The 23,057-nt window shown below is 73.1% G+C and carries 9 protein-coding genes; 8 read left to right on the top strand and 1 reads right to left on the bottom strand.

What is annotated here, in order from left to right; all coding sequences use genetic code 11:
- The first annotated feature begins 16 nt into the window (after positions 1-16).
- Complete coding sequence (locus ACFXJ8_RS02695; RefSeq protein ID WP_379642039.1) at positions 17-454, top strand: nitroreductase family deazaflavin-dependent oxidoreductase; 438 nt, start codon at positions 17-19, stop codon at positions 452-454.
- Here ACFXJ8_RS02695 and ACFXJ8_RS02700 read toward each other — a convergent pair.
- Positions 444-2,267: a protein kinase gene (locus ACFXJ8_RS02700; protein ID WP_379642040.1), complete on the bottom strand. Its 1,824-nt coding sequence runs from the start codon at positions 2,265-2,267 to the stop codon at positions 444-446. The two genes, ACFXJ8_RS02695 and ACFXJ8_RS02700, sit on opposite strands and share 11 nt — an antisense overlap.
- Before the next feature lie 687 nt (positions 2,268-2,954).
- On the opposite strand from ACFXJ8_RS02700, the gene ACFXJ8_RS02705 reads away from it, so the two are divergent.
- The 7 genes from ACFXJ8_RS02705 to ACFXJ8_RS02735 form a co-directional block, all read left to right on the top strand.
- Positions 2,955-4,427 carry a thioesterase domain-containing protein gene (locus tag ACFXJ8_RS02705; RefSeq protein WP_379642041.1) on the top strand — a complete coding sequence of 491 codons (1,473 nt, stop codon included), beginning with the start codon at positions 2,955-2,957 and terminating at the stop codon, positions 4,425-4,427.
- Positions 4,424-9,289 (top strand): amino acid adenylation domain-containing protein, encoded by a 4,866-nt coding sequence (locus ACFXJ8_RS02710; RefSeq protein ID WP_379642042.1) that lies wholly within the window; start codon positions 4,424-4,426, stop codon positions 9,287-9,289. Before ACFXJ8_RS02705 ends, ACFXJ8_RS02710 begins: the two co-directional genes overlap by 4 nt.
- A gap of 19 nt (positions 9,290-9,308) precedes the next feature.
- Positions 9,309-14,690, top strand: a complete 5,382-nt coding sequence (locus ACFXJ8_RS02715) for an SDR family NAD(P)-dependent oxidoreductase (RefSeq protein WP_379642043.1) — start codon at positions 9,309-9,311, stop codon at positions 14,688-14,690.
- Positions 14,687-14,884, top strand: a complete 198-nt coding sequence (locus ACFXJ8_RS02720) for an MbtH family protein (protein ID WP_379642044.1) — start codon at positions 14,687-14,689, stop codon at positions 14,882-14,884. Before ACFXJ8_RS02715 ends, ACFXJ8_RS02720 begins: the two co-directional genes overlap by 4 nt.
- Positions 14,881-18,060, top strand: coding sequence for an amino acid adenylation domain-containing protein (locus ACFXJ8_RS02725; protein ID WP_379642045.1), 3,180 nt, complete (start codon positions 14,881-14,883; stop codon positions 18,058-18,060). Before ACFXJ8_RS02720 ends, ACFXJ8_RS02725 begins: the two co-directional genes overlap by 4 nt.
- Complete coding sequence (locus ACFXJ8_RS02730; protein WP_379642046.1) at positions 18,057-21,326, top strand: amino acid adenylation domain-containing protein; 3,270 nt, start codon at positions 18,057-18,059, stop codon at positions 21,324-21,326. The genes ACFXJ8_RS02725 and ACFXJ8_RS02730 overlap by 4 nt, the downstream gene beginning before the upstream one ends.
- The coding region (locus tag ACFXJ8_RS02735) for a condensation domain-containing protein (protein ID WP_379642047.1) at positions 21,319-23,057 on the top strand (1,739 nt) is incomplete at its 3' end. The genes ACFXJ8_RS02730 and ACFXJ8_RS02735, both read left to right, overlap by 8 nt.

Here is a 23,057-nt window from a genome sequence, read left to right on the forward strand (position 1 = left end):
GTTCAAGGCTGTCCCCATGGACGAAGAGATCTACGACAGCACGACCGGCTGGGTCGCCGCGCACATCCGCACCTACCTGGAGACAGACGGCGAGAAGGGCCACATGTACCAGGGGTGGCCGACGCTCCTGCTCACCACGCGGGGCAGGAAGTCGGGCAAGCTGCGCAGGACCGCGCTGATCTACGGCGAGGACACCGGCCGCTACCTGCTGGTCGCCTCGAACGGCGGGGCGGCCCAGCACCCCGCCTGGTATCTCAACGTGATGGCGGAACCCGACGTGATGGTGCAGGTGGGGCCGGAGAAGTTCGCCGCCAGGGCGCGCACCGCCACCGCGCAGGAGAAGCCGGCGCTGTGGACGGTGATGACCTCGATCTTCCCCCTCTACGACAAGTACCAGGCCAAGGCCGAGCGCGAGATCCCGCTCGTGGTCGTGGAGCGGGTGGCTACCACCTGAACCACGGGCTCTCCGCGCCGCCGCCGAACGCGCTCGTGCCCGAGCGCCGCCAGCGCTGCCGGGCGTCGAGCTTGGCTCCCGTACGCACGGCCGAGGTGGTGAACGGGCCGCACTTCACGATGCCGCCCAGGGGGGAGACGCCCGAGCAGATGAAGGGCTGGGAGACGTTGGTGTCCGTGTCGGTGTTGTACAGCTGGAGGTGGATGTCCGAGGTGACCGACCCTCTGATGCGTCCCTTCATGTAGATCGTGTCGCCCGCCACAGCCATGCACGGCGACATCTCCACGCCCGCGCCCGCGGCGATCCAGTCGCGGCACCGCCAGTCGGGCGTCGAGTTCTTGCTCGGGGCGTCGGACGGCCCGTCCTCGCCCACCGGGTCGCCCTCGACGAGCGTCGACTGCTTCGGTTCTGTCTTCTTGGGCGGCCGCTTGGACGTCTCCGGAGTCGGCTGCTTGGACGTCTCCGTGGACGGCTGCGGCGAGACGGCCTCTTCCTGGGGTCCCTGCGCGGGCTGTCCCTTCGAGGTCTCGACGGGCCGGCTCTTGTCCTTGCCCGCCTTACCCGTGGGGGAGTCGGACGAGACCGGCGGGACGGACGGGACCGGCGGAGTGGCGGCCTCGCCGTCCACGGGCTGGGCGGCCGGCTCCTGCTGTTTGGCGGCCGACTCCTGCCGTGTGTCCGCCGCCTGCACTCCGACCTCCGCGTCCTGCGCCCGCCACGGGGCCACGACGACGACCGCCGCCCCGCTGGCCACCAGGGCCGCGGCGGCGGTCGCGATGACCACCCACCGGCGACTGGACGACCGGCGGCCCGCCGAGGCGATGGTCGCATCGCCGAGAAGGGGGACGCCGTCCACTTCTTGCGGCGCGGTCCCTCCTCGCGGAGCGGCTCCTCCTCGCGGAGCGGATACGGGAGCGGGACCAGGAGCGGGGCCGGGACCGGGGCCGGGAGCAGGGGCGGGGGCGGGAGGGAGGGGCTCGGAGGTGGCGGAAGGAGCGTCCGTCCTGGCGACCGGAGGTAACGCGGACAGTCCCGCCAGCGCGGGCGCCGCCGTACGCAACGCCGTCGCCACCTCCGCCGCGTGGGGACGCTCGGCAGGATTCTTCGCGACGCACGCCGACAGCACCGCCCACAGCGCGTCGGCCATGCCGGGCAGCCGCCGGGGCGCCGCGCCCACGTGCTGCCTGAGCAGGGCCATCGGATGCTCGCCGACGAACGGCGGACGCCCGGCGACCAGCTCGTAGAGGATCAGGCCGAGGGCGTAGACGTCCACCGCGAGCGTGGGGGCGCCGCCGTCGGCCACCTCGGGCGCCAGGTACGTGGGCGTGCCGATGATCGAGGTGGTCTGGGTGAGCCCGGGACCGTGGACGATGCGGGCCACGCCGAAGTCGGTCAGCCGCACCTGCCCGGTGGCGGCGTCGATCAGGACGTTGCCGGGCTTGATGTCCCTGTGCACGACGCCCAGGGCGTGCGCGGCCGCCAGCGCGTCGGCGACCTGCGCCATGAGCTGCGCCGCCTCGGCCTGGGGCAGCGTGCCGCGGCTCTGGAGCAGGGTACGGAGATCGCCGCCCTCGACGAGGTCCATCACGAGGGCGAGCCGCTCCCCCTCGATAACGAAGTCGCGCACGGTGACGATGTTGGGGTGGCGCAGCGACCGCATCACGTTGCGTTCCTGGACGAAGCGCAGGACCAGGTCCTGGTCACCGGCGAGGCCGTCGCGCAGCAGCTTCACCGCCACGGTCTCCGAGGTGTCGCGGCTGCGCGCCCGCCAGACGGTGCCCATCCCACCGGCGCCGATCTCGTCCAGCAGCACGTACCGGCTCCCCAGAGACTCCTCTGACCCGCCCGTCGCCATCGTTCACCTCTCCCCCGCCAACACAGCTAGATCACCATAGTCAGATCGCCCCGAACCAGGAAGATCAGGACAGATTCGGAGTGCTGCGTGGCGGCCCTCTCCGAGCATTGGACGCAGGGCGCGCCACGGCTCGATCGGGTTGGAACGCGCCATTTTTCGCAGTAAACACACCAGTAACGCGAAGGCCAGGACTTTTGCCTCGGATCACCAGTTATTTGACCGAAACTCGACATACTTCGTCAATTCGGGTGTCCATCTCGCCGACGACAGGGCCGGAATGGCAGTTTCGGTCACTCCTCTTGGCGACCCACTGTGACCGTGCGTGTCCGATACCGCGTCGCACCAGGAGTGTGCCGCCCCAGCGGTGTGTTGCCATCACAGCCGAAACCCGCCATGACCTCGATCTTGTTCGATTCGAGACTAGAGAAAGTCCATTTCGTCACCATGCCCGAAATCAAGATTTCGACATAGCTTGAAATTTCACCCCTTGACTGGGTTTCGGACGAAATAATAGGAAGGGCGTGGCTTGGCGCTGGCCGGTCCTCGGCAGGACGAAACCCTGCACGAGTGATCCCGTACTCCGCTGTTCGCGCGACGATCTCGCGCGGGCCGGTGGATCCATCTGGGGGGTGACTTCGCGTAGCAATGCGACAGGTTGACGCGTTACCTGATCCGCCGTTCGCCTCGCTGACGCGACACCTGCCTGGCGCTCCGCTGCTGTTCTGCCTCCCCTACGCCGGTGGGGACGTCTCCGCCTTCTGGGCGTGGCGGCAGGCCTTCGAGGGCGCCTTCGACGTGCGGGTGGTGATGCTCCCCGGCCGTGACGGCCGGATCGCGAGGCCCGGGGCACTGGCCCCGGAATCCATCGCCCGCGCCATCGCGCCGCACGCCGGCCGGCCGTACGCGATCTATGGGCACAGCATGGGCGCGCGCATCGCCTTCGAGGTGGTGCGCGAGCTGCGGCGGCTGGGCGTGCACCCGCCGCTGCGCATGTACGTCGGCGCCGCGCACCCGCCCGAGCGCCAGGAGACCCTGGCCCGCTGGACGAGCCTGGGCGACGAGGAGCTCCTCGACGAGGTGATCCACCGGCTCGGCGCGCCCGACGCGCTGCGGTCGCAGCCGGAGGTCAAGGCGCTGCTCGTGCCCGCCCTGCGCACCGACATGGCGTGGCTGCGCGACTACCGCTACACCCGGCAGGCGCCCTTCGCGCACCCGATCGTCGCCTTCGCCGGGGCACACGATCGCGAGGTGGTCGATCCGACGATGCTCGGCTGGGCCCGCCACACCTCGTCCGGGTTCCGGCTGCACACGCTCGACGCGGGCCACCTCTTCCTCAACACGCACGGCGAGCAGGTGGCCAGGGCGATCGCCGAGGACTTCCACGGCACGACCACCCCTGACCAGCCCGGCGAGGACGAGGTGCACGTCTGGCTGGCCGACCTGGCGCGGCTGCCCGAGGTGTGCGGGGCGACGGGCGAGCTGTCCCCCAGGGAGGCGGCGCGGGCCGCCCGGTTCCGGCGCCAGGAGCACAAGGACTGGTACGTGGGCCGCTCGGTGGTGCTCAGGCGGCTGCTGCGCAGCTACGGCGTCGAGACCGGCGTCGAGGAATTACGCACCAGGCCGGGCGGCAAGCCGTACACGGGCACGGACCTGACCTTCAGCATGAGCCAGTCGGGCGGACTGGTGCTGGTGGCGCTGGCCTGGGGACGCGAGGTCGGCGCGGACGTCGAGCGGATCCGCCCCCTCGCCAACGAGCAGGCGTTCTGCGAAGGCGCGCTCGACGAGCGGGAGGCGGCCGAGTTCGCGGCGCTGCCCGAGGAGCTGCGGCTGCAGAGCGCGCTGCGCACGTGGACGGCCAAGGAGGCGGTCCTCAAGGCGAGCGGGGACGGGCTGCGGGTGGATCCGGCGCTGTTCGGGTTCGCGGGGCAGCAGCCGGGGGCGACGTGGGTGCCCGACGCGGCGCCCGAGGTGGCGCGGCTGGCGCAGTGGCGGGTGACGCACCTGCCGCTGGGGCGGGCGATCGGCGCGATCGCCGTCCGCTCGCCGGGCTTCCGCCTGCGCTTCGAGTCGGTACGGCATGGCGAGACGGAACCGCATCGCGTGGAGGCCGCAGGATGACGCTGACCTCGCTCGGCACGAGCTGGACGCACGGGCCCGCGCACACGCCGCCGGACGGGTTGCTCTGCGACCTGATCCTGGCGCAGGCCGCGCGGACGCCCGACGCGCCGGCGATCCGGCAGTGGGGCACCACGCTGACCTACGCCGAACTGGTCGCGCGGGCGGGCAGCCTGGCGGCCAGGCTGGCCGAGCTCGGCGTCGGGCCGGAGACCCGGGTGGGCCTGTGCGCGCGGCGCACGCCGCTGATGCCGGTGGCGGTGCTCGGCGTGCTGCTGGCTGGGGGCGCGTACGTGCCGCTGGACCCAGGCCATCCGCGCGGGCGGCTGGAGGAGGTGCTCGACGACGCCGGGATCGCGGTGGTCGTCGTGGACGAGGCCGGTGCGGACCTGCTCGACGGCTGCGGCCGCACGCTGGTGGACGCGAACGACCCCAAGGCCGGGGCCCCGACCGCGGGAGCCGACGGCACCCAGCTCGATGGCGCCCCGCTCGATGGCGCCCCGCTCGACGGCGCCCCGCTCGACGGCGTCGGAGGGGGGCGTTCGGCGAATCGGGCGGTGGCGGGGAACGCCGCCTACGTGCTCTACACCTCGGGCTCCACCGGGCGGCCCAAGGGCGTGGTCGTCGGCCACCGCAGCGCCGTCGCCTTCGCCACCGCGACCGTCGCGCACTTCGGCCTGGACGGCTCCTGCCGGTCGATCGCCTTCTCCGCGCTCGGGTTCGACGTCTCGGTGATGGACCTGCTGGCCCCGCTCACCACGGGCGGATGCGTGCAGCTGGTGCCCGACGAGGACAGGGTCGACCCGGCCAGGCTGCAGCGCTTCCTCGAGGAGCACGAGGTCACCTGGGGGTTCATCCCTCCGGCGCTGCTGCCGCTCGTCGATCCGGCCCGCCTGCCGTACCTGCGCGACATCGTGACGGCGGGCGAGCCGCCGGGGCCCGAGCAGGTGGCGCGGTGGTCGGCGCACGCGCGCTTCCACAACTGGTACGGCCCGACCGAGTCGACGGTGTGCGTGGTCGGCGGCGAGTTCGACGGCGTGTGGGAGCGGGCTCTTCCGATCGGACGTCCGTTGCGCGGCTGCACGGCGCACATCCTGGACGAGGAGCTGAACGAGTGCCCGCCGGGCGTGCCGGGCGAGCTGTTCATCGGCGGGCCGCAGGTCAGCCGCGGCTACCTGGGCAGACCGGGGCTGACGGCCGAGCGCTTCGTGCCCGACCCGTTCTCGACGGAGCCCGGCGCGCGGCTGTACCGGACCGGCGACCATGTCGCGTGGGAGGACGACGGCCGCATCTCGTTCATGGGCCGCCTGGACCGGCAGGTGAAGGTCCAGGGGCAGCGGGTGGAGATCGGCGAGGTAGAGTCGGCGCTGCGCGCCCACCCTGGCGTGCTGCAGGCGGTGGTGGACTTCGCGGGCGAGTTGGTGGCCTACGTGACCCCGCAGGACGCGCCCGACCTGGCGGCCCTGCGCGAGGACCTGTCGGTACGGCTGCCGCGGTACATGCTGCCCACCAGGCTGGTACGGCTGGCCATGCTGCCGCTGAACGCCTCGGGCAAGGTGGACCTGCCCGCCCTCAAGGCGAGCGACGGAGCCGAGGACGCAGGTGATGCCGAGGGGCTGGCCGGGATCTGGGCTCGCGTGCTGGAGGCGCCCACCCCCGCCGACGGCGACGACTTCTTCGAGCACGGTGGCCATTCGCTGCGGGCGATGCGCCTGGTGGCCGCGGTCCGCGCCGAGCTCGGCCGGGCCGTCGCGGTCGAGGACGTCTACGCGGCTCGCACCTTCGGCGAGCTGAGCACCGTGGTCGAGAGGGCGCCCCGAGACACCGGCGCGACCCCGCCCACCGGTAGCCCCGCGGCGCTGTCGCCCGCCCAGCGCCGGATGTGGTTCGTGGAGCAACTGGCTCCCGGCTCGGCGGCGCACAACATCGCGATGGCCGAGCGGGTGCGCGGCCCGCTGGACCCGGTGGCGTTGAGGAAGGCGCTGACGGCGGTCGTGACGGCGCACGAGGTGCTGCGCTGGCGGGTCGCCGCGCGTGACGGAGCGCCCGAGGTGTCGGTGGCGCCGCCGTACGAGGTCGCGCTCCCGGTGGACGATCTCTCGGGCACAGACGAGGGCACGGCGACAGGCGAGCTCGCGGACACTCACGGGAGCGCGGGCACGGGCGAGGGCGCGGGCAAGAACTCAGAGGAGCTGGCGGCGCTCCTGGAGGCGGAGGCGCAGGCGCGGTTCGACCTGGCCACCGGGCCGCTCCTCAGGGCGCGGCTGATCCGCCTGGCGCCCGACGACCACGTCCTGTGTCTGACCGTTCATCATCTGGTCTTCGACGGCTGGTCGCAGGACGTCCTTTACCGCGACCTGGTCGCCGCCTACCGAGGCCAGGCCCTGGACGAGCCGGGCCACGGCTTCGCCGACTACGTGCGCTGGCTGCGCGAGCAGGGCGACGCCACGGCCCTCACCTGGTGGCGCGACCACCTGAAGGACGCCCCGCTGGTGCTCGACCTGCCCAGGGACCATGGCCGGCCGCCGGAGCAGACGTTCAGGGGCGCCGCCTGCCGTGCGGAGCTGGACGCGGCGACGGCCGGTCGGGTCGGCGAGCTGGCCGCCAAGTTGGGCGCGACGCCGTACTCGGTGCTGCTGGCCGCCTTCGGACAGCAGTTGGCCCGCCTGTCGGGCCGCGACGACCTGGTGGTCGGCGCGGCGTACGCGGACCGGCCGCACGTGGCCTTCGACCGGCTGGTCGGCATGTGCGTGCAGGTCCTGCCGCTGCGGCTGCGGCCGAGGGACGGCTTCGACGAGCAGGTGGCGGCCTGCGCCAGGGAGCTCAACGCCGCGATCAGGCACAGGGACGTGCCGCTGACGCCGCTGCTGGAGCTGCTGCGGCTGCCGCGTGACCTGAGCCGCAACCCGGTCACGCAGGTGCTGTTCAACATGTACAACTTCGCGCAGGCGCGGCTGGACCTGCCGGGCTGCGCGAGCGAGCCGCTGCGTCCCGGGCTGCCCGGCGCGCTGTTCGACCTGACCATGTACGTGAGCGAGCGGGCCGACGGCTACGCGCTCGAGCTGGTCTACAACCCGGACCTGTACACGGCCGAGCGCATGGACGCGCTGCTCGACGGCTACGTGGACCTGCTGGGCGAGCTTCTGACCGGGCGGCGTCCCGAGGAGGAGCCTGAGGCGGAGCTGCCTGAGCGGGACGGGCCCGGGCTGCTCGACGGCGATGCCTACGGGAGCCTGCGGCGCAGGACCGTGGCCGCGATCAGGCGCGCGGGGGTCCGGCCGGGCGAGACGGTCGCCGTGCTGGCCTCCCGGGTGCCCGAGCTGCCTGGGCTGCTGCTCGGCGTGCTGGCCTCGGGGGCGCGGTGGCTGGTCGTCGACTCCGCGCACCCGCCTGCCGTACAGGAGAAGCACGCAGCGGGGGCGCGGGCGGTGATCAGGTGCGCGCCGGGCCTCGACGGGCTGCCCGAGATCGTCCTCACCGACGAGGAGGACGACACGATCCACCCCGAGCGCGGCTACCTGTCGCTGACGTCGGGCACCACCGGCGATCCCAAGCCGGTCGTCACCACGGACCGCCCGCTGGCCCACTTCGTCGACTGGTACGTCAGGACGTTCGGGATCAACCAGGACGACCGGTTCGCCCTGCTGTCGGGGCTCGCGCACGATCCGGCGCTGCGCGACATGTTCGTCCCGGTCAGGGCGGGCGCGCGGCTGTTCGTCCCGGAGCAGGACCTGCTCCGCGATCCGGTACGGCTGGCCGCCTGGCTGGCCGAGCACGCGGTCACCGTCCTGCACCTGACCCCGCAGCTGGCCGCCATGCTGGCGGGCACCGGCGCGACGCTTCCCGACGTCAGGCTGGTCGGCGTGGGCGGCGACCGCTTCACCTGGGCCGAGGCCGACAGGCTCAGGCGGCTGGCGCCCCATGCCAGGCTGGTCGCCTTCTACGGCACGACCGAGACGCCGCAGGCGCACGCCTGGCACGAGCTGGGACGGCCCACGACGGAACTGGTGCCCATCGGCAGCCCGGTCGAGGGCAGCGAAATCCTCGTCCTGGCCGCCGACGGCCGCCGGGCGGCGGTGGGCGAGCTGGGCGAGGTGGTGGTCCGCAGCCGCTATCTGTCGACCGGCTACCTCGACCAGGCGCTGACGAAGGAGCGGTTCGACGGCGACCGGTTCCGCACCGGCGACCTCGGCAGGCTCAACCCCGACGGCACCGTGACCCCTGCGGGCCGCGCCGACGACCAGGTCAAGGTGCGTGGCTTCCGGGTGGAGCTGGGCGAGGTGGAGGCCGCGCTGGCCACCGACCAGGACGTGCGGGCCGCCGTCGCCGTGGCCGAGGGCGGCACGCTGACCGGCTACGTGGTGCCCGCCCGGCCCGGGCTGTCCGCGCACCGGGTGCTGGAACGGCTGCGAAGCGTCCTGCCCGAGCATGCCGTACCCGGCGAGGTGGTGCTGCTGCCCGCGCTGCCGCTGACGCCCAACGGCAAGGTGGATCGGGCCGCGCTGCGCCGCCCGCCCGCACGGGCCGCCGAGACGGCCAACGGCGGTAGCCGGTTGGACGGGCCGACCCAGAAGGTGGTCGCCCAGGTGTGGCACGCCGTCCTGGGCGTGCCGAGGCTCGGGCCCGACGACAACTTCTTCGAGATCGGCGGCCACTCGCTCGCCATCGCCGCCGTGCAGGCGCGGCTGAAGGCGGCCACCGGCCGCGACATCCCGATCGTGGAGCTGTTCCGCCACCCCACGATCCGCACGCTCGCCGCCCACCTCGACGGCGGGGGCGGCAGCCCCGGCCTGGACAGGGCGGCCCGCCGTCTCGCCGTGCGGCGGGACCGGCTGAGGAACCGCAATGAGAGGACGACCCCTTGACCGAACATGAGGAGACCTTATGAATGACGAGCCCACGGTCGAGCCGATCGCGATCATCGGCTTGTCGTGCCGGGTCCCTGGAGCGGGTGACGCGCGGCAGTTCTGGCGCAACCTCGCCGACGGTGTGGAGTCGCTGACCACCTACACCATGGACGAGCAGCGGGCGCTGGGGGTGTCGGAGAGCGCGCTGGCCGACCCCGCCTTCGTGCCCGCCGCGATGGTGATGGACGACCACCAGGGGTTCGACGCGGCGTTCTTCGGCATGTCGATCAGGGAGGCCGAGGTGCGCGACCCGCAGCACCGGCTGTTCCTTGAGCTGTCGCACACGGCGTTGGAGGACGCGGGCTACGACCCGTTCCGCTACCCGGGCGAGATCGGCGTCTACGCCGGGTCGGGCTCGGACTTCTACCAGTGGATCAACATCCGCAGCAACGCCCAGGCGCACGCCAACGCGGGGTGGCTGGCCGTCATGGTGGGCAACCACGTCGACTACTGCGCCACGCTCGCCTCCTACAAGCTCGACCTGCGCGGCCCCAGTTACACCGTGCACACCGCGTGCTCGACGGCGCTGGTGGCGCTGCACATCGCGTGCGAGGCGCTGCGCAACGGCGAGTGCGACATGGCGCTGGCCGGGGCTGCCATGCTCGACCTGCCCCAGGGCCAGGGCTACGTCTACGACCAGGACGGCATCGTCTCCCCCGACGGGCACTGCCGCCCGTTCGACGCCAACGCCGGCGGCACGATCTGGGGCAGCGGCGGCGGCGTGATCGTGCTGAAGCGGCTGTCGGAGGCGATCGCCGACCGCGACAACATCCGCGCGGTCGTGCTCGGCAACGCCATCAACAACGACGGCGCGGGCAAGGTGGGCTTCTCCGCGCCGAGCATGGACGGCCAGGCGGCCGTCATCGCGCAGGCGCTCGGCGTGGGCGGCGTCGACCCGCGTACGGTCACCTACGTCGAGGCGCACGGCACCGGCACCGCGCTCGGCGATCCGATCGAGGTGGCGGCGCTGTCCAGCGTGTTCTCGATGGACACCGACGACACCCAGTGGTGCGGCATCGGCTCGGTCAAGAGCAACATCGGTCACCTCGGGCAGTCGGCGGGCGTGGCCAGCGTGATCAAGGCGGTGCTGTCCCTGGAGAACGGGCTGATCCCGCCGACGCTGCACTACGGGAGCCCCAACCCGAAGATCGACTTCCCGAAGAGCCCGTTCTACGTGGTCTCCTCGCCGGTCAAGTGGGAGCGCGACGGCGTCCCCCGCCGCGCGGGCGTCAGCTCCTTCGGCATCGGCGGGACGAACGCGCATGCCGTACTGGAGGAGGCGCCGCCGCGCCCGGCGCTGCCCCGCGAGCGGCCCGCGCACCTGCTGAAGCTGTCGGCCAGGACCGACGCGGCGCTGGCGGCGGCGCGCGAGCGGCTGGCCGCGCACCTGACCGAGCACCCGGACGCCGAGCTCGCCGACGTGGCGTTCACGCTGCGGGTGGGGCGGCGTGAGCTGAAGAGCAGGGCCGTGGTGGTGGCCTCCTCGGTCGAGGACGCGGTCGCCGCGCTGTCGGACCCCAAGCGGATCGTCTCGGGCAGCAAGCCGAAGCGGGCGCCGCAGGTGGCGTTCCTGTTCTCCGGCCAGGGCTCGCAGTACGCGGGCATGGCGGCCGAGCTGTACGAGAACGAGCCGGTCTTCCGCGAGGCCGTCGACGAGTGCTCGGCGATCCTGGACCTCAGGGACGAGATCTTCGCCACCGGCGAGGAGGCCGACGAGCGGCTGCGGCAGACCTCGCTCACCCAGCCCGCGCTGTTCACCGTCGAGTACGCGCTGGCCAGGCTGTGGCTGTCGCTCGGCGTCGAGCCTGCCGCGATGATCGGGCACAGCATCGGCGAGTACGTGGCCGCGACCGTCGCGGGCGTGTTCACGCCGCAGGACGCGCTGCGGCTGGTCGAGGCGCGCGGGCGGCTCATCCAGGGCATGCCGACGGGCTCGATGCTGGCCGTGCAGCTCATGCCGGACGAGGTCGCGCCGCTGCTGCCCGACGACGTGTCGGTGGCGACGGTCAACGGTCCCGGCACGTGCGTGGTGGCCGGGCCCTCGGCGTCGGTGCGCGAGCTGGCCGAGATGCTGGAGGAGGAGGGCGTCGGCTGCACCATGCTGCGCACCTCGCACGCCTTCCACTCGGCGATGATGGAGCCGATGCTCGGCGAGTTCCGCGCGCTGGTCGCGCAGACTCAGATGAACGCGCCGAGCCTGCCGTTCCTGTCGAACGTGAGCGGCACGTGGATCACCGCGGCCGAGGCCACTGACCCGTCGTACTGGGCCAGGCACGTGCGCGAACCGGTCCGCTTCGGCGACTGCGTCGCGAACCTGGTCGCCGACGGCGAGTGGATCATGATCGAGTGCGGTCCTGGGCGGCAGCTGTCCGGGCTGGTCAGGGCGCAGCTTCCGGCCGGCGCGGTCGGCCCGCTGCCGTCGCTGCCTGGACCGCGGGACAAGGCCGGGGACGTGCACGTGTTCTCGCAGGCCGTCGGCGCGCTGTGGGTGAACGGCGTCGAGCTGTCCGACTTCGGGGCGCCGGGCTACCGAGTGTCGCTGCCGGGCTACGCGTGGGAGCGCCAGCGGGCCTGGATCGACCCGGACCCGCAGGGCGCGTGGGTCGGCGGCGTCGCCAGGCAGCAGCAGCCGCAGGGCAATCTGCCGCCCGAGCGGTGGTACGGCGTGCCGGTCTGGCGGCAGGCGCCGACCGGCCCCGCCCGTCCGGCGCCGGTGACGCGGTGCCTGGCGTTCGTGGACGACGACTCGTCCGCGCTGACCGCCGCGCTGCGCGCGTCGGGGGCCGAGGTGCTGGAGGTACGGCCGGGCGACGGCTTCACCGCCGACGGCGCGAGCTTCACGGTACGGCCTGCCGTACGGGAGGACTACGACGCGCTGCTGGAGGCGGTCGGTGAGGTGCCGGAGCGGATCGTCCACGCGTGGGCGACGACCGGCCCTGCCGACGACACCTGGGAAGCTCAGGACCGCGGTTTCTTCGGCGTCCTGGCCCTGGTGCAGTCGCTGTCGGCGGCGCAGCCCGCGGGCGGCGTCCAGCTCGATCTGGTCACCTCGGGAACCATGGACGTGGTCGGCGACGACCTCACCAGGCCCGAGCACGCGACGCTGGCCGCGTTCGCTCGCGTGGTGCCGCTGGAGACGCCGTGGTTGCGCGTGCGGCAGATCGACGTCGCAGGGGCCGGCTGGGTCAAGGCGGCGGCGGCCGAGCTGGGCAGGCAGGCCGAACCCGGCGAGGCGGGGCTGCTGGCTCCGGTCGGGCTGCGCGGCGGGCGGCGCTGGCTGCTCGGCTACGAGCAGCTGGAGGTGGCCGAGGAGCCGGGCGAGCCGCGCGACGGCCAGGTGTACGTGATCACCGGCGGCCTGGGCGGCATCGGCATCTCGCTGGCCGAGGATTTGGCGGCGCGGGCACGGGTGCGGCTGGTGCTGCTGTCGCGCGGCGGGATGCCGGACGGGCCGCCGCGCTCGGCGCGCGAGGCCAGAGCCGCCGCGGCGATCCGCCGGATGGAGGAGGCGGGCGCGCAGGTGCTGTGCCTGGCCGCCGACGTCACCGACGCCGCCGACATGCGGCGGGTCAGGGACGAGACGCTGGCCGCGTTCGGCAGGGTGGACGTGCTCGTGCACGCGGCCGGGCTGCCCGGCGGCGGCATGGCCCAGATCAAGGAGCGCGAGGCGGCCGAGGCCGTCCTGCGGCCCAAGGTGCTCGGCACGCTCGCCCTCCAGGCGGCCTTCGGCGACCTGGAGCTCGAGGCGGTGGTGCTCTGCTCGTCGATCACCGCGGTGGCCGGCGGGTTCGGGCAGATCGACTACTGCGCGGCCAACAACTTCCTCGACGCGCACGCCCGCGCGGGCCACGGCTGGAACGCCGCCCAGGTCGTCAGCGTGAACTGGGGCAAGTGGCTGGAAGTCGGCATGGCGGCGGAGACGGCGGCGCCAGCCGGGTTCGTCGCGTTGCAGCGCGGCGACCGGATCAAGGCCATCGACCACCCCGTGATCAACGCCAGGCACGAGGGCGAGGGCCTCGACTGGTGCAGCGGCACCATGTCACCGCAGACCCACTGGGTGCTGGACGAGCACCGCATCTCCGACGTGCCGGTGCTGCCCGGCACCGGCCACGTCGAGATGGCCAGGACCGCCGCCCAGGCGGTGCTGCCCGGCGACGGGCTGGTCGAGCTGCGGGACGTGGTCTTCGTCGAGCCGCTGTCGGTGGCCGACGGGGCGACCGCCGAGGTGCGGGTGCTGTTCGCGCCCGAGTCCGACGGCGCGGAGTTCCAGGTGCAGAGCATCGTCGGCGACTCCCACCGCACCCACGCCCGCGGCACGGCCGCCAAGGTGAACCCCGGCCCCGTCGACCGCGTGGAACTGCGGACGATCATGGATCGCTGTGTGCTCTCGCCCGAGGGCCAGGGCGGGGTGCCGCTGTCGGGGCTGCTGACGCTCGGCGGTCACTGGGGCAAGAACCTGAGCAGCGCATACGTCGGCCAGCACGAGGCGCTCGGCCTGTTCGAGGCCGACGACGTGGTGCTGGAGGACCTGGACCGATGGGGTCTGCACCCGGCTCTGATGGACAGCGCCACCTCCTTCAGCTGGGTGGAGGTCGAGGGTCACTACCTGCCGCTCGGCTACGGCCGGATCACCGTCAGGGGCAGCCTGCCCGAGGCGTTCTGGAGCCACCTGCGCATCACCAGCACCGACACCGACGAGGTGCTGGCCGTGGACGTGACGCTCATCGCGCCCGACGGCACCGTGCTGGTGCAGATCTCCGACTACGTGCTGCGCCGCATCGACACCGACGCCGTGGTGGCGGGCGTCGTCGCCAACGCCGACTCCCAGCGAGCCGGTACGGCCGTGGCCACCCCCGAGGACGCCGTCGGCATCAGGCCCGCCGAGGGCGCGCAGGCGCTGCGCAGGCTGCTGGCCGCGCCGCTCGGCCCGCAGGTCGTCGTGGCGGCCACCTCGGTCGCCGAGCTGATCGCCGGGGTCGGGTCGCTGACACAGGAGACGGTCGAGTCGGAGCTCGACCCGGCCGCCGTCGCCGACCGGCAGGCCAGATCCCCCGGCGAAGGCTACGTCGCGCCGCGCGGCGAAGTGGAGACCACGATCGCCAGGCTCTGGGGCGAGGTGCTCGGCGGCGAGCACATCGGCATCGACGACGACTTCTTCGAGCTGGGCGGCAACTCCCTCATCGCGGTCCAGCTCATCGCCCTCATCCGCAAGGAGCTGGGCGTGCGGCTGCCGATGCGCAGCCTGTTCGAGGAGCCGACGGTGGCGGGGGTCGCGGCGCTCATCGACGAGGCCAGGCGCGCCCCCGCCGCCGAACCGGCCGGTCCGACCATCCCCCGTCTTCCGAGGAGCGAGCAGTGAGCGACGTCAAGGTCGTGCTCAACGACGAGGAGCAGTACTCGATCTGGCCGGCGGCCAGGCAGAATCCCGCGGGCTGGCATGACGCGGGCTTCTCCGGCACCAAGGACGAGTGCCTGGCCCACATCGAGCAGGTCTGGACAGACATGCGGCCGAAGAGCCTGCGTGAGGCCATGGACGGAGGGGGCGTTCAGTGAGCGACGCTTTCCCGGCCTCGTCGGGTCAGGAGCGCATGTGGTTCCTGGCCCGCTTCGAGCCCGACCTCGCCGTCTACAACATCGGCATGCTGATGCCGATGACCGCCAGGCAGCCGGTGGATCCGCGCCGCCTGGAGCAGGCCATCGACCTGGTGGTGCGGCGGCACGAGGCGCTGCGGACCACGTTCGAGTTCAGGGACGGCCAGGTCACGCAGATCGTCACCGGCTCCGCGCCGCCCGCCGTGGTCACCGAGACCGACCTGACCCATCTGCCGTTGGCCGAGCGGGAGCCGGAGCTGAAGCGGCTGGCCAGGGCCGACGCGGCGGCGCCGTTCGTGCTGGAGGAGGCGCCGCTGTGGCGGGCCAGGCAGGTCCGGCTGGCCGACAACGACCTGCGGCTGGTCATCGTCTTCGACCACACGGTGTTCGACGGCGTCTCCAGCATGATCTTCGTCGACGAGCTGGAGGAGTGCTACGACGCGATCGGTGAGGGCAGGGCGCCCAAGCTGCCCGACCTGCCGATCCAGTTCGCCGACTTCGCGGTGTGGCAGCGCGGGCGGCTGACCGGCGAGTTCCTGGAGACCGAGCTGGCGCACTGGCGGGAGCGGCTGGCGGGCATCCCCGCCGACCTGGGCCTGCCGGGTGACCGGCCGCGGCCCGCCCGCCGTACCTATCGGGGGGAGATGCGGCTCGGGGCCTACTCCCCCGAGCTGAGCTCCCGGCTGGAACGGCTGGCCAAGGACCTCAACACGACGCTGTTCACGGTGATGCTCACCGCCTACGCGGCGGTCCTTTCACGATGGTCCGGCGTGGACGACGTCGTGGTGGGCACGCCGATCGCCGGGCGGCTGCTGCCGGAGACCGAGCCGGTCATCGGCATGTTCGTCAACGCGGTGCCGCTGCGCGTGGACCTGTCGGGCGCGCCGACCTTCCGCGAGGCGGCCGCGCGGGTGCGCGCCACGGTGGCCGAGGCGCTGGACCACCAGGAGCTGCCGTTCGAGCGGCTGGTGGAGGACCTGCAGCCGACCAGGGACCTGAGCGTGCCGCCGATCTACCAGGTGATGTTCAACCTGGCCAGCGGCACCAACGAGGGGCAGATCGCCAACGGCACCGCGAAGGTCGACATCCAGCTCGACCTGAACATGCGGGACGGCAGGCTGCACACCCGCCTGGAGTACGCTACCGACCTGTTCGACCCCGAGACGATCGAGCGGTTCGACGCCCAGCTGCGCACGCTGGTCGAGGCCGTGGCCGCCGACCCCGAGCAGGTGGTGGGCTCGCTGCCGCTGCTCACCTCGCAGGAGCGCGAGCAAGTGCTCGCGCTCGGCACGGGCCCTGACTCCGCACCGGCCGAGATCACGCTGTCGGCGCTGGTCGAGGCGCAGGCGGCGGCCACGCCCGACGCGCCCGCCGTCGTCTTCGGCGACGTCACGCTGACCTACGCCGAGCTGAACGCCCGCGCCAACCGGCTGGCCCGCTGGCTGCGCAGGATCAGGGTCGGGCGCGGCCACCCGGTCGCGGTCTGCGCCGAGCGCTCGCCGGAGCTGGTCGTGGCGCTGCTCGCGGTGCTCAAGGCGGGCGGCGCCTACGTGCCGCTCGACCCCGAGTACCCGCGGCACCGGCTGGCGTTCATGCTGGCCGACAGCGGCGCCAGGGTGCTGCTGACCCAGCGGCACCTGCGCGACGCGCTGCCCGGCGGCTCGGTCAAGCCGGTGCTGCTGGAGGACGAGGTCGACGAGCCGTCCGACGACCTGGACCCGGTCACCGGGCCCGACGACGCCGCCTACCTGATCTACACCTCGGGCTCGACCGGCCGGCCCAAGGCCGTGGTCAACTCCCATCGCGGCATCGTCAACCGGCTGGCCTGGATGCAGGACAGGTTCGGGCTCACCCCCGACGACGTGGTCATGCAGAAGACGCCCACCAGCTTCGACGTGTCGGTGTGGGAGTTCTTCTGGCCGCTGGTCCAGGGCGCGAGCCTGGTGCCGGTCCGCCCCGGCGGCCACCGCGACCCCAACCACCAGCGCGACCTGATCAAGCGGCACGGCGTCACCACGATGCACTTCGTGCCCTCGATGCTGGCGCTGTTCCTTGAGGAGGCGGGCATCGAGTCGTGCACGTCGCTCAAGCGCGTGGTGTGCAGCGGCGAGGAGCTGCCGCCGCGGATGGCGGCCCGCTTCTTCGAGCGGCTGCCGGGCGTCGAGCTGCACAACCTGTACGGCCCGACCGAGGCGGCCGTCGACGTCACCGCCTGGAAGTGCGAGGACGTCGAGGGACGCCAGACGATGCCGATCGGCCGCCCCATGCCGGGCTGCCGCCTGCACGTGCTCGACGAGCGGCTGGAGCCGATGCCCGTCGGCGTGCCTGGACACCTGCACATCGGGGGCGTCCAGGTCGCCCGCGGCTACGCGGGCCGTCCTGGCCTGACGGCCGACCGCTTCGTGCCCGACCCGCACGGCCCGCCCGGCTCCCGGCTGTACGCCACCGGCGACCTGGCCCGGCTGCGGCCCGACGGCGAGCTGGAGTTCCTCGGCCGGATCGACGACCAGGTGAAGGTGCACGGCTGGCGGGTCGAGCCCGGCGAAGTGGAGGCGGCGCTGGCCGAGGACCCGCGTGTACGGCGGGCCGTGGTCTCACTGCGCGACGACGCGCCAGGCGGGCGCGGGCTCGTCGCGTACGTGGACTGGTCGGGCGAGCCACACGAGCTGGCCCACGCCATGCGCACCACGCTGGCCCGCAAGCTGCCGCCGCCGCTGCTGCCGCAGGCGTTCGTGCAGGTGACAGAGTTCCCGCTGGGGCCGAGCGGCAAGCTCGACCGGGCCGCGCTGCCGGCGCCCACCGGGCCTGGCCGTACCGACCTGGGCACTGCCTACGTCGAGCCTGGCACGCCGCTGGAGGCCGAGCTGTGCGAGCTCTGGGGCGAGCTGCTGGGCCGCGACCGGGTGGGCGTGGACGACGACTTCTTCGAGCTGGGCGGGCATTCGCTGCTGGCGGTGCTGCTGGTCACCCGGTACCGGGAGGTCTACGGGATCGAGATGGACCTGCGGGTCTGCTTCGAGCTCACGACGGTGGCCGAGCAGGCGCTTGCCGTACTGGAACTGCAGCTCGGCGACGCCGAGCTGGACGCCCTGCTGGCCGAGGACACTGAACACCCTGTGGAGGACGCGGGCGCATGAGCGACATGCGGGGACGGCTGGCGCGGCTGAGCCCGGAGCAGCGCGCGGCGCTGGAGCGCAGGCTCCGGCGCCAGACACCGGTGCGCGCGGCGGGCATTCCGCCGCGCCCCGACCCGGACGGCCCCGCGCCGCTGTCCTACGGGCAGGAGCGGCTGTGGTTCCTGCAGCGGCTGGATCCGGCCGACGCCTCCTACAACATGTACATGGTCCAGCGGCTGCGCGGCCGGCTCTCGATCGAGGCGCTCGGACATGCGCTGGACACGGTGGTGGCGCGGCATCCGACGCTGCGGGCCCGCTTCCCCGCCGAGGAGGGCAGGCCGGTGCAGCTGGTCGAGCCGTCCATGAAGGTCGAGCCGGTGGTCGTCGACCTGGGCGAGGTGCCCGCGGCCGAGCGGGAGGCGCGGGCCACGTCGCTGGTCGCCGAGCTCACCAACACCCCGTTCGATCTGGCGGCGGGGCCGCTGGTGCGGATGCACCTGCTGGCGCTGTCGGACACCGACCATGTGCTCTGCCTGGTGCTGCACCACATCGTGGCCGACGGCTGGTCGTTGAAGCTGCTGCTCGGCGAGCTGGTCGGCTGCTACGCGGCGGCGGTGCGCGGCGGCCGGGCCGACCTGCCCGAGCCGTCGCTCGACTACCGCGACTTCGCGGCCTGGCAGCGCTCGCGTGAGCCTTCGCAGCGCGACCTCGACTACTGGCGCGCGCAACTGGCCGGGCTGGAGCCGCTGGAGCTTCCCGTGGACCGGCCGCGCGCCGCCGTACGGACCGCCTCCGGCGACTACAAGGTGCGCAGGATCGGCGCCGAGCTGACCGCGCGGCTGGAGCAGCTGGCCCGCGACGAGCGGTGCACGCTGTTCATGGTGCTGCTGGCCGCCTACCAGACGCTGCTGTGGGCGCACTCGGGGCAGGACGACGTCGCGGTCGGCTCGGTGATCGCCGGGCGGGACCGGCCCGAGCTGCAGGACGTCGTCGGCTTCTTCCCCGAGACGCTGGTGCTGCGCGGCGACCTGTCGGGCGACCCGAGCTTCCGCGACCTGCTCGCCCGCACCAAGGCGACCGTCCTGGACGCCTTCGCCCACCAGGACATCCCCTTCGAGCGCCTGCTCAACGACCTCGGTGTGCGACGCGACCTGAGCACGACGCCGCTGTTCCAGGCCATGTTCGTGATCCAGGACAAGGACGCGTCCGCGCTGCCGCTGCCCGGGATCGAGGTGGAGGTGTTCGACCCGGGGGCGGCGCAGGCCAAGTTCGACCTGATGCTGGACGTCACCCCGCGCGACGGCACCCTGTACGCGCTGCTGTCCTACGCTGCCGACCTGTTCGACGAGGAGACCGTGGCGCGGCTGCTGCGCAGGTGGGAGCGGGTGCTGGAAGCGGTGGCGGCCTCGGCCGCCACGCCGCTGTCGGCGCTGCGCGCCGCCATGGAGCTGCCGGAGGACCGGCTGCCCGATCGCTCGACGGCCGTCCCGGGGACGCGCGACGTGATCGCGCTGTTCGAGGAGCGGGTACGGCTGTCGCCGTCCGCCGTCGCCGTCTCCGAGGGCGAACGCCGCGTGACGTACGCCGAACTGGACGCTCTCGCCTCCCGACTGGCCGGACGGCTCGTGGCGGCGGGCGCTTCCACGGAGACGGTGGTGGGCCTGTGCGCCCGCCGGTCGGTCGAGCTGATCGCCGGGATGCTCGCGGTGGGCAAGGCGGGCGGCGCGTACCTGCCGCTGGACCCCGCCTACCCGGCCGAACGGCTGCGGTGGATGCTGCGGGACTCCGGGGCCGAGATGCTGCTGTCGCAGGACGGCCTGCTGGACTGCGACCTGCCGACGATTCCGCTCACGGATCCCGGTCTCGTGGATTCCGGGGTTGGGGATCCCGGCGTTGGGGATCCCGGGGTCGGCTCGGCGGGGCGTGCCGTGGACCCCCGGGCCCTGGCGTACGTGATCTACACCTCGGGCTCCACCGGGCGGCCCAAGGGCGTGGAGGTGCCGCGCGAGGCGCTGGCCGCGCGCGTGGACTGGATGCGCTCCGAGTACGGCGTCGGCCCGGGCGACCGCGTGCTGCAGTTCGCGTCGGCGAGCTTCGACACGCACGCCGAGGAGGTCTACCCGGCGCTGGCGGCGGGTGCGGAACTGGTGCTGTGCCCCGACGAGCCGCTGCCGGACTTCCTGAAGTCCCCGGCGGGCGCCGCGCTGACCGTCATCGACCTGCCCACCTCCTACTGGCAGGAACTGCTCGCTTCGGGCGCCGCCTGGCCGCCCGGGCTCCGGCTGCTCATCCTCGGCGCCGACCCGCTGCCGGGGCCCGCCCTCGCCGCGTGGTACGCCTCAGGGCCGCCGAACGCACGGCTGGTCAACAGCTACGGGCCCACGGAGACGACGATCATCGCGACCGCCGCCGAACTGGACCCTGGGGAGTCCGAGCGGCGGCCGACCGTGGGGCACCCGCTCTCGGGCACCACGCTGGAGGTGCTCGCCCCCGACGGCGGCCCCGTCCCGCCGGGTGTCGCGGGCGAGCTGTACATCGGCGGCGTGGGCGTGGCGCGTGGCTATCGCGGCGCTCCCGCCCTCACGGCCGAACGTTTCCTGCCAGGTCCCGATGGCACGCGCCGCTACCGGACGGGCGACCGGGCCCGCTTCCGCCTGGACGGCCGACTGGAGATCCTCGGTCGGCTCGATCGCCAGGTGAAGGTGCGCGGCTACCGAGTGGAGCCCGGCGAGATCGAGTCCTGCCTGCTGTCGCACCCGGCGGTCGCCCAGGCGACGGTGGTGATCCGCGACGACACCCTGATCGCCTACGCCGTACCCGCCACAGTTGGCGGTCCGGAGCTTGAGGCCGTCCTGCGCGAGTACCTGGGCGCGCGGTTGCCGCCGCACCTGGTGCCCGGCGCGGTCGTGGTGGTCGAGCGGATCCCGCTGACGCCCAGCGGCAAGGTCGACCAGGACGCGCTCCCGGCCCCCGAACGACGGGCCGCGGCCGGTTACGAGCCGCCCGCGACGGCCGCCGAGGAGCTGGTGTGCATGGTCTGGGCGGAGGTGCTCGGACTGGACCGGGTGGGCGCGCTGGACGACTTCTTCCAGCTCGGCGGCCACTCGCTGCTGGCCACCAGGACCACGGCCAGGATCGCGGCCGCCGCGGACCTCGACGTGCCGCTGAAACTCGCCTTCACCCACCCCACCCCACGCGACCTGGCCGCCGCGCTGGAACGCCTGGCCGAGGCCGAGTTCGACGGAGCCGACGGGGTCGGCGTCGAGGAGGGGACCAGCCGTGGATGAGCGGAGGGCTCGGCTGGAGGCGCGCTTCCGCCGGGCCGTGACCGGGCTCGACACCGAGCGGCCGATCGCGCGCAGGCCCGAGGGAGTGGCGCCGCCGCTGTCGTTCGCGCAGGAGCGGCTGTGGTTCATGGAGCAGTTCGCCCCCGGCACCGGCGCGTACGTGCTGCCCGCCTCGGCCCGGCTGCGCGGTCCCGTCGATGTCGCGCTGCTTCAGCGGCGGCTCGACGCGACGGTGGCGCGGCACGAGAGCCTGCGGATGACCTTCCCTGCGGGCCCGGACGGCCGTCCCGAGGTGCGCGTCGCCGCGTCGGCCCGGGTGCCGCTGCGCGTGGTCGACACCACCTCGGGCGGCGATCCCGAGGAGGCGGCCAGGCGGGTGCTCAGTGCCGAGCTGGCGCGACCGTTCGACCTGGCCACGGGGCCGCTGGTGCGTGCCACCCTCGTCCGGCTGGCCCCCGACGACCACGCGCTCCTGGTCGCCGCCCACCACATCGTGACCGACGGCTGGTCGGCCGACCTGATCCTGCGCGAGCTGCTGAACGACCCCGGACCGCCCCCGGGCATCGGCTACGGCGACTACGCCCTCTGGCAGCGGGAGCGGCTGCAGGGCGACGTCCTCGACCGCGATCTGGCGTTCTGGCGTGCGGAGCTGGCCGGGGTCGTGCCGTTGGACCTGCCGCTCGACCTGCCGCGCCCGCCCGTGCAGGGGATGAAGGGCGGCTGGCTCGACCTCGCCGTGGACGCGGAGGTGGCCGGACGGCTGAAGGAGCTGGCCAAGGCGGAGGGCGCGACCCTCTACATGGCGCTGCTGGCCGCCTTCCACGTGCTGCTCGGGCGGTGGTCGGGGGCGGCCGACTTCGTGGTCGGGTCGCCGGTGGCCGGGCGGGGCCGGGCGGAGTTCGAGTCGGTGGTGGGGCTGTTCGTCAACCTGCTGCCGATGCGGGCCAGGCTGGGCGGCAATCCGGGGTTCGCCGAGCTGCTCCGCCGTACCAGAGATGGGGCTTTGGAGGTCTACGGGCACCAGGAGTTGCCGTTCGAGAAGCTGGTGGCGGAGCTGGATCCGGTGCGCGACGTGAGCAGGCCGCAGCTGCAGGTGCTGTTCGCGTTGCAGAGCTACCGGGCCGGCGGTGAGGGGTTCGCGCTGGACACCACGACCACCCGCTTCGACCTGGAGCTGTATGTCACGGAGGCCGACGACGGGCTGGCGGGCCGGTTCGTCTACAACAGCGAGCTGTTCCTGCCGGAGACGGTGGAACGGCTGGCGCGGCGGTTCGAGGCGCTGCTGCGGGCGATCGTGGCAGGGCCCGACGTGCCGGTGGGCGAGCTGGAGTTCCTGGCGCCGGAGGAGCGGGCCCAGGTGGTCTCCCGATGGAACGCCACCGAGCGGGAGCATCCGGGCGGCACGCTGCATGGCCTGGTCTTCGAGCAGGCCGACCGCACCCCTGACGCGACCGCCCTGGTGTTCGACGGCGACCGGCTGACCTACCGCGAACTCGCCGAACGAGCCCGCGAAGTGGCCGCCCACCTGCTCAAGGCAGGGGCCCGGCCGGACCAGCCGGTCGGCGTGCGCATGGAACGCGAGCTGAACCTCCCGGTCGTGCTGCTCGGCGTCGTCGCAGCAGGCTGCGCCTACCTGCCCCTCGACCCCGCCGACCCCGAAGACCGCCGCCAAGCCATGCTCACCGACGCTGGCGCGAACATCGTCCTGACCGGTTTCCAGGAATACAACGC

The sequence above is a fragment of the Nonomuraea sp. NPDC059194 genome (assembly GCF_042754765.1).
GTDB lineage: Bacteria > Actinomycetota > Actinomycetes > Streptosporangiales > Streptosporangiaceae > Nonomuraea.

Excerpts from the sequence above, each read along its gene's own strand:
- ACFXJ8_RS02695 (WP_379642039.1), top strand. The coding sequence starts at position 17 with ATGGACGAAGAGATCTACGACAGCACGACCGGCTGGGTCGCCGCGCAC.
- ACFXJ8_RS02705 (WP_379642041.1), top strand. The coding sequence starts at position 2,955 with ATGCGACAGGTTGACGCGTTACCTGATCCGCCGTTCGCCTCGCTGACG.
- ACFXJ8_RS02710 (WP_379642042.1), top strand. The coding sequence starts at position 4,424 with ATGACGCTGACCTCGCTCGGCACGAGCTGGACGCACGGGCCCGCGCAC.
- ACFXJ8_RS02715 (WP_379642043.1), top strand. The coding sequence starts at position 9,309 with ATGAATGACGAGCCCACGGTCGAGCCGATCGCGATCATCGGCTTGTCG.
- ACFXJ8_RS02730 (WP_379642046.1), top strand. The coding sequence starts at position 18,057 with ATGAGCGACATGCGGGGACGGCTGGCGCGGCTGAGCCCGGAGCAGCGC.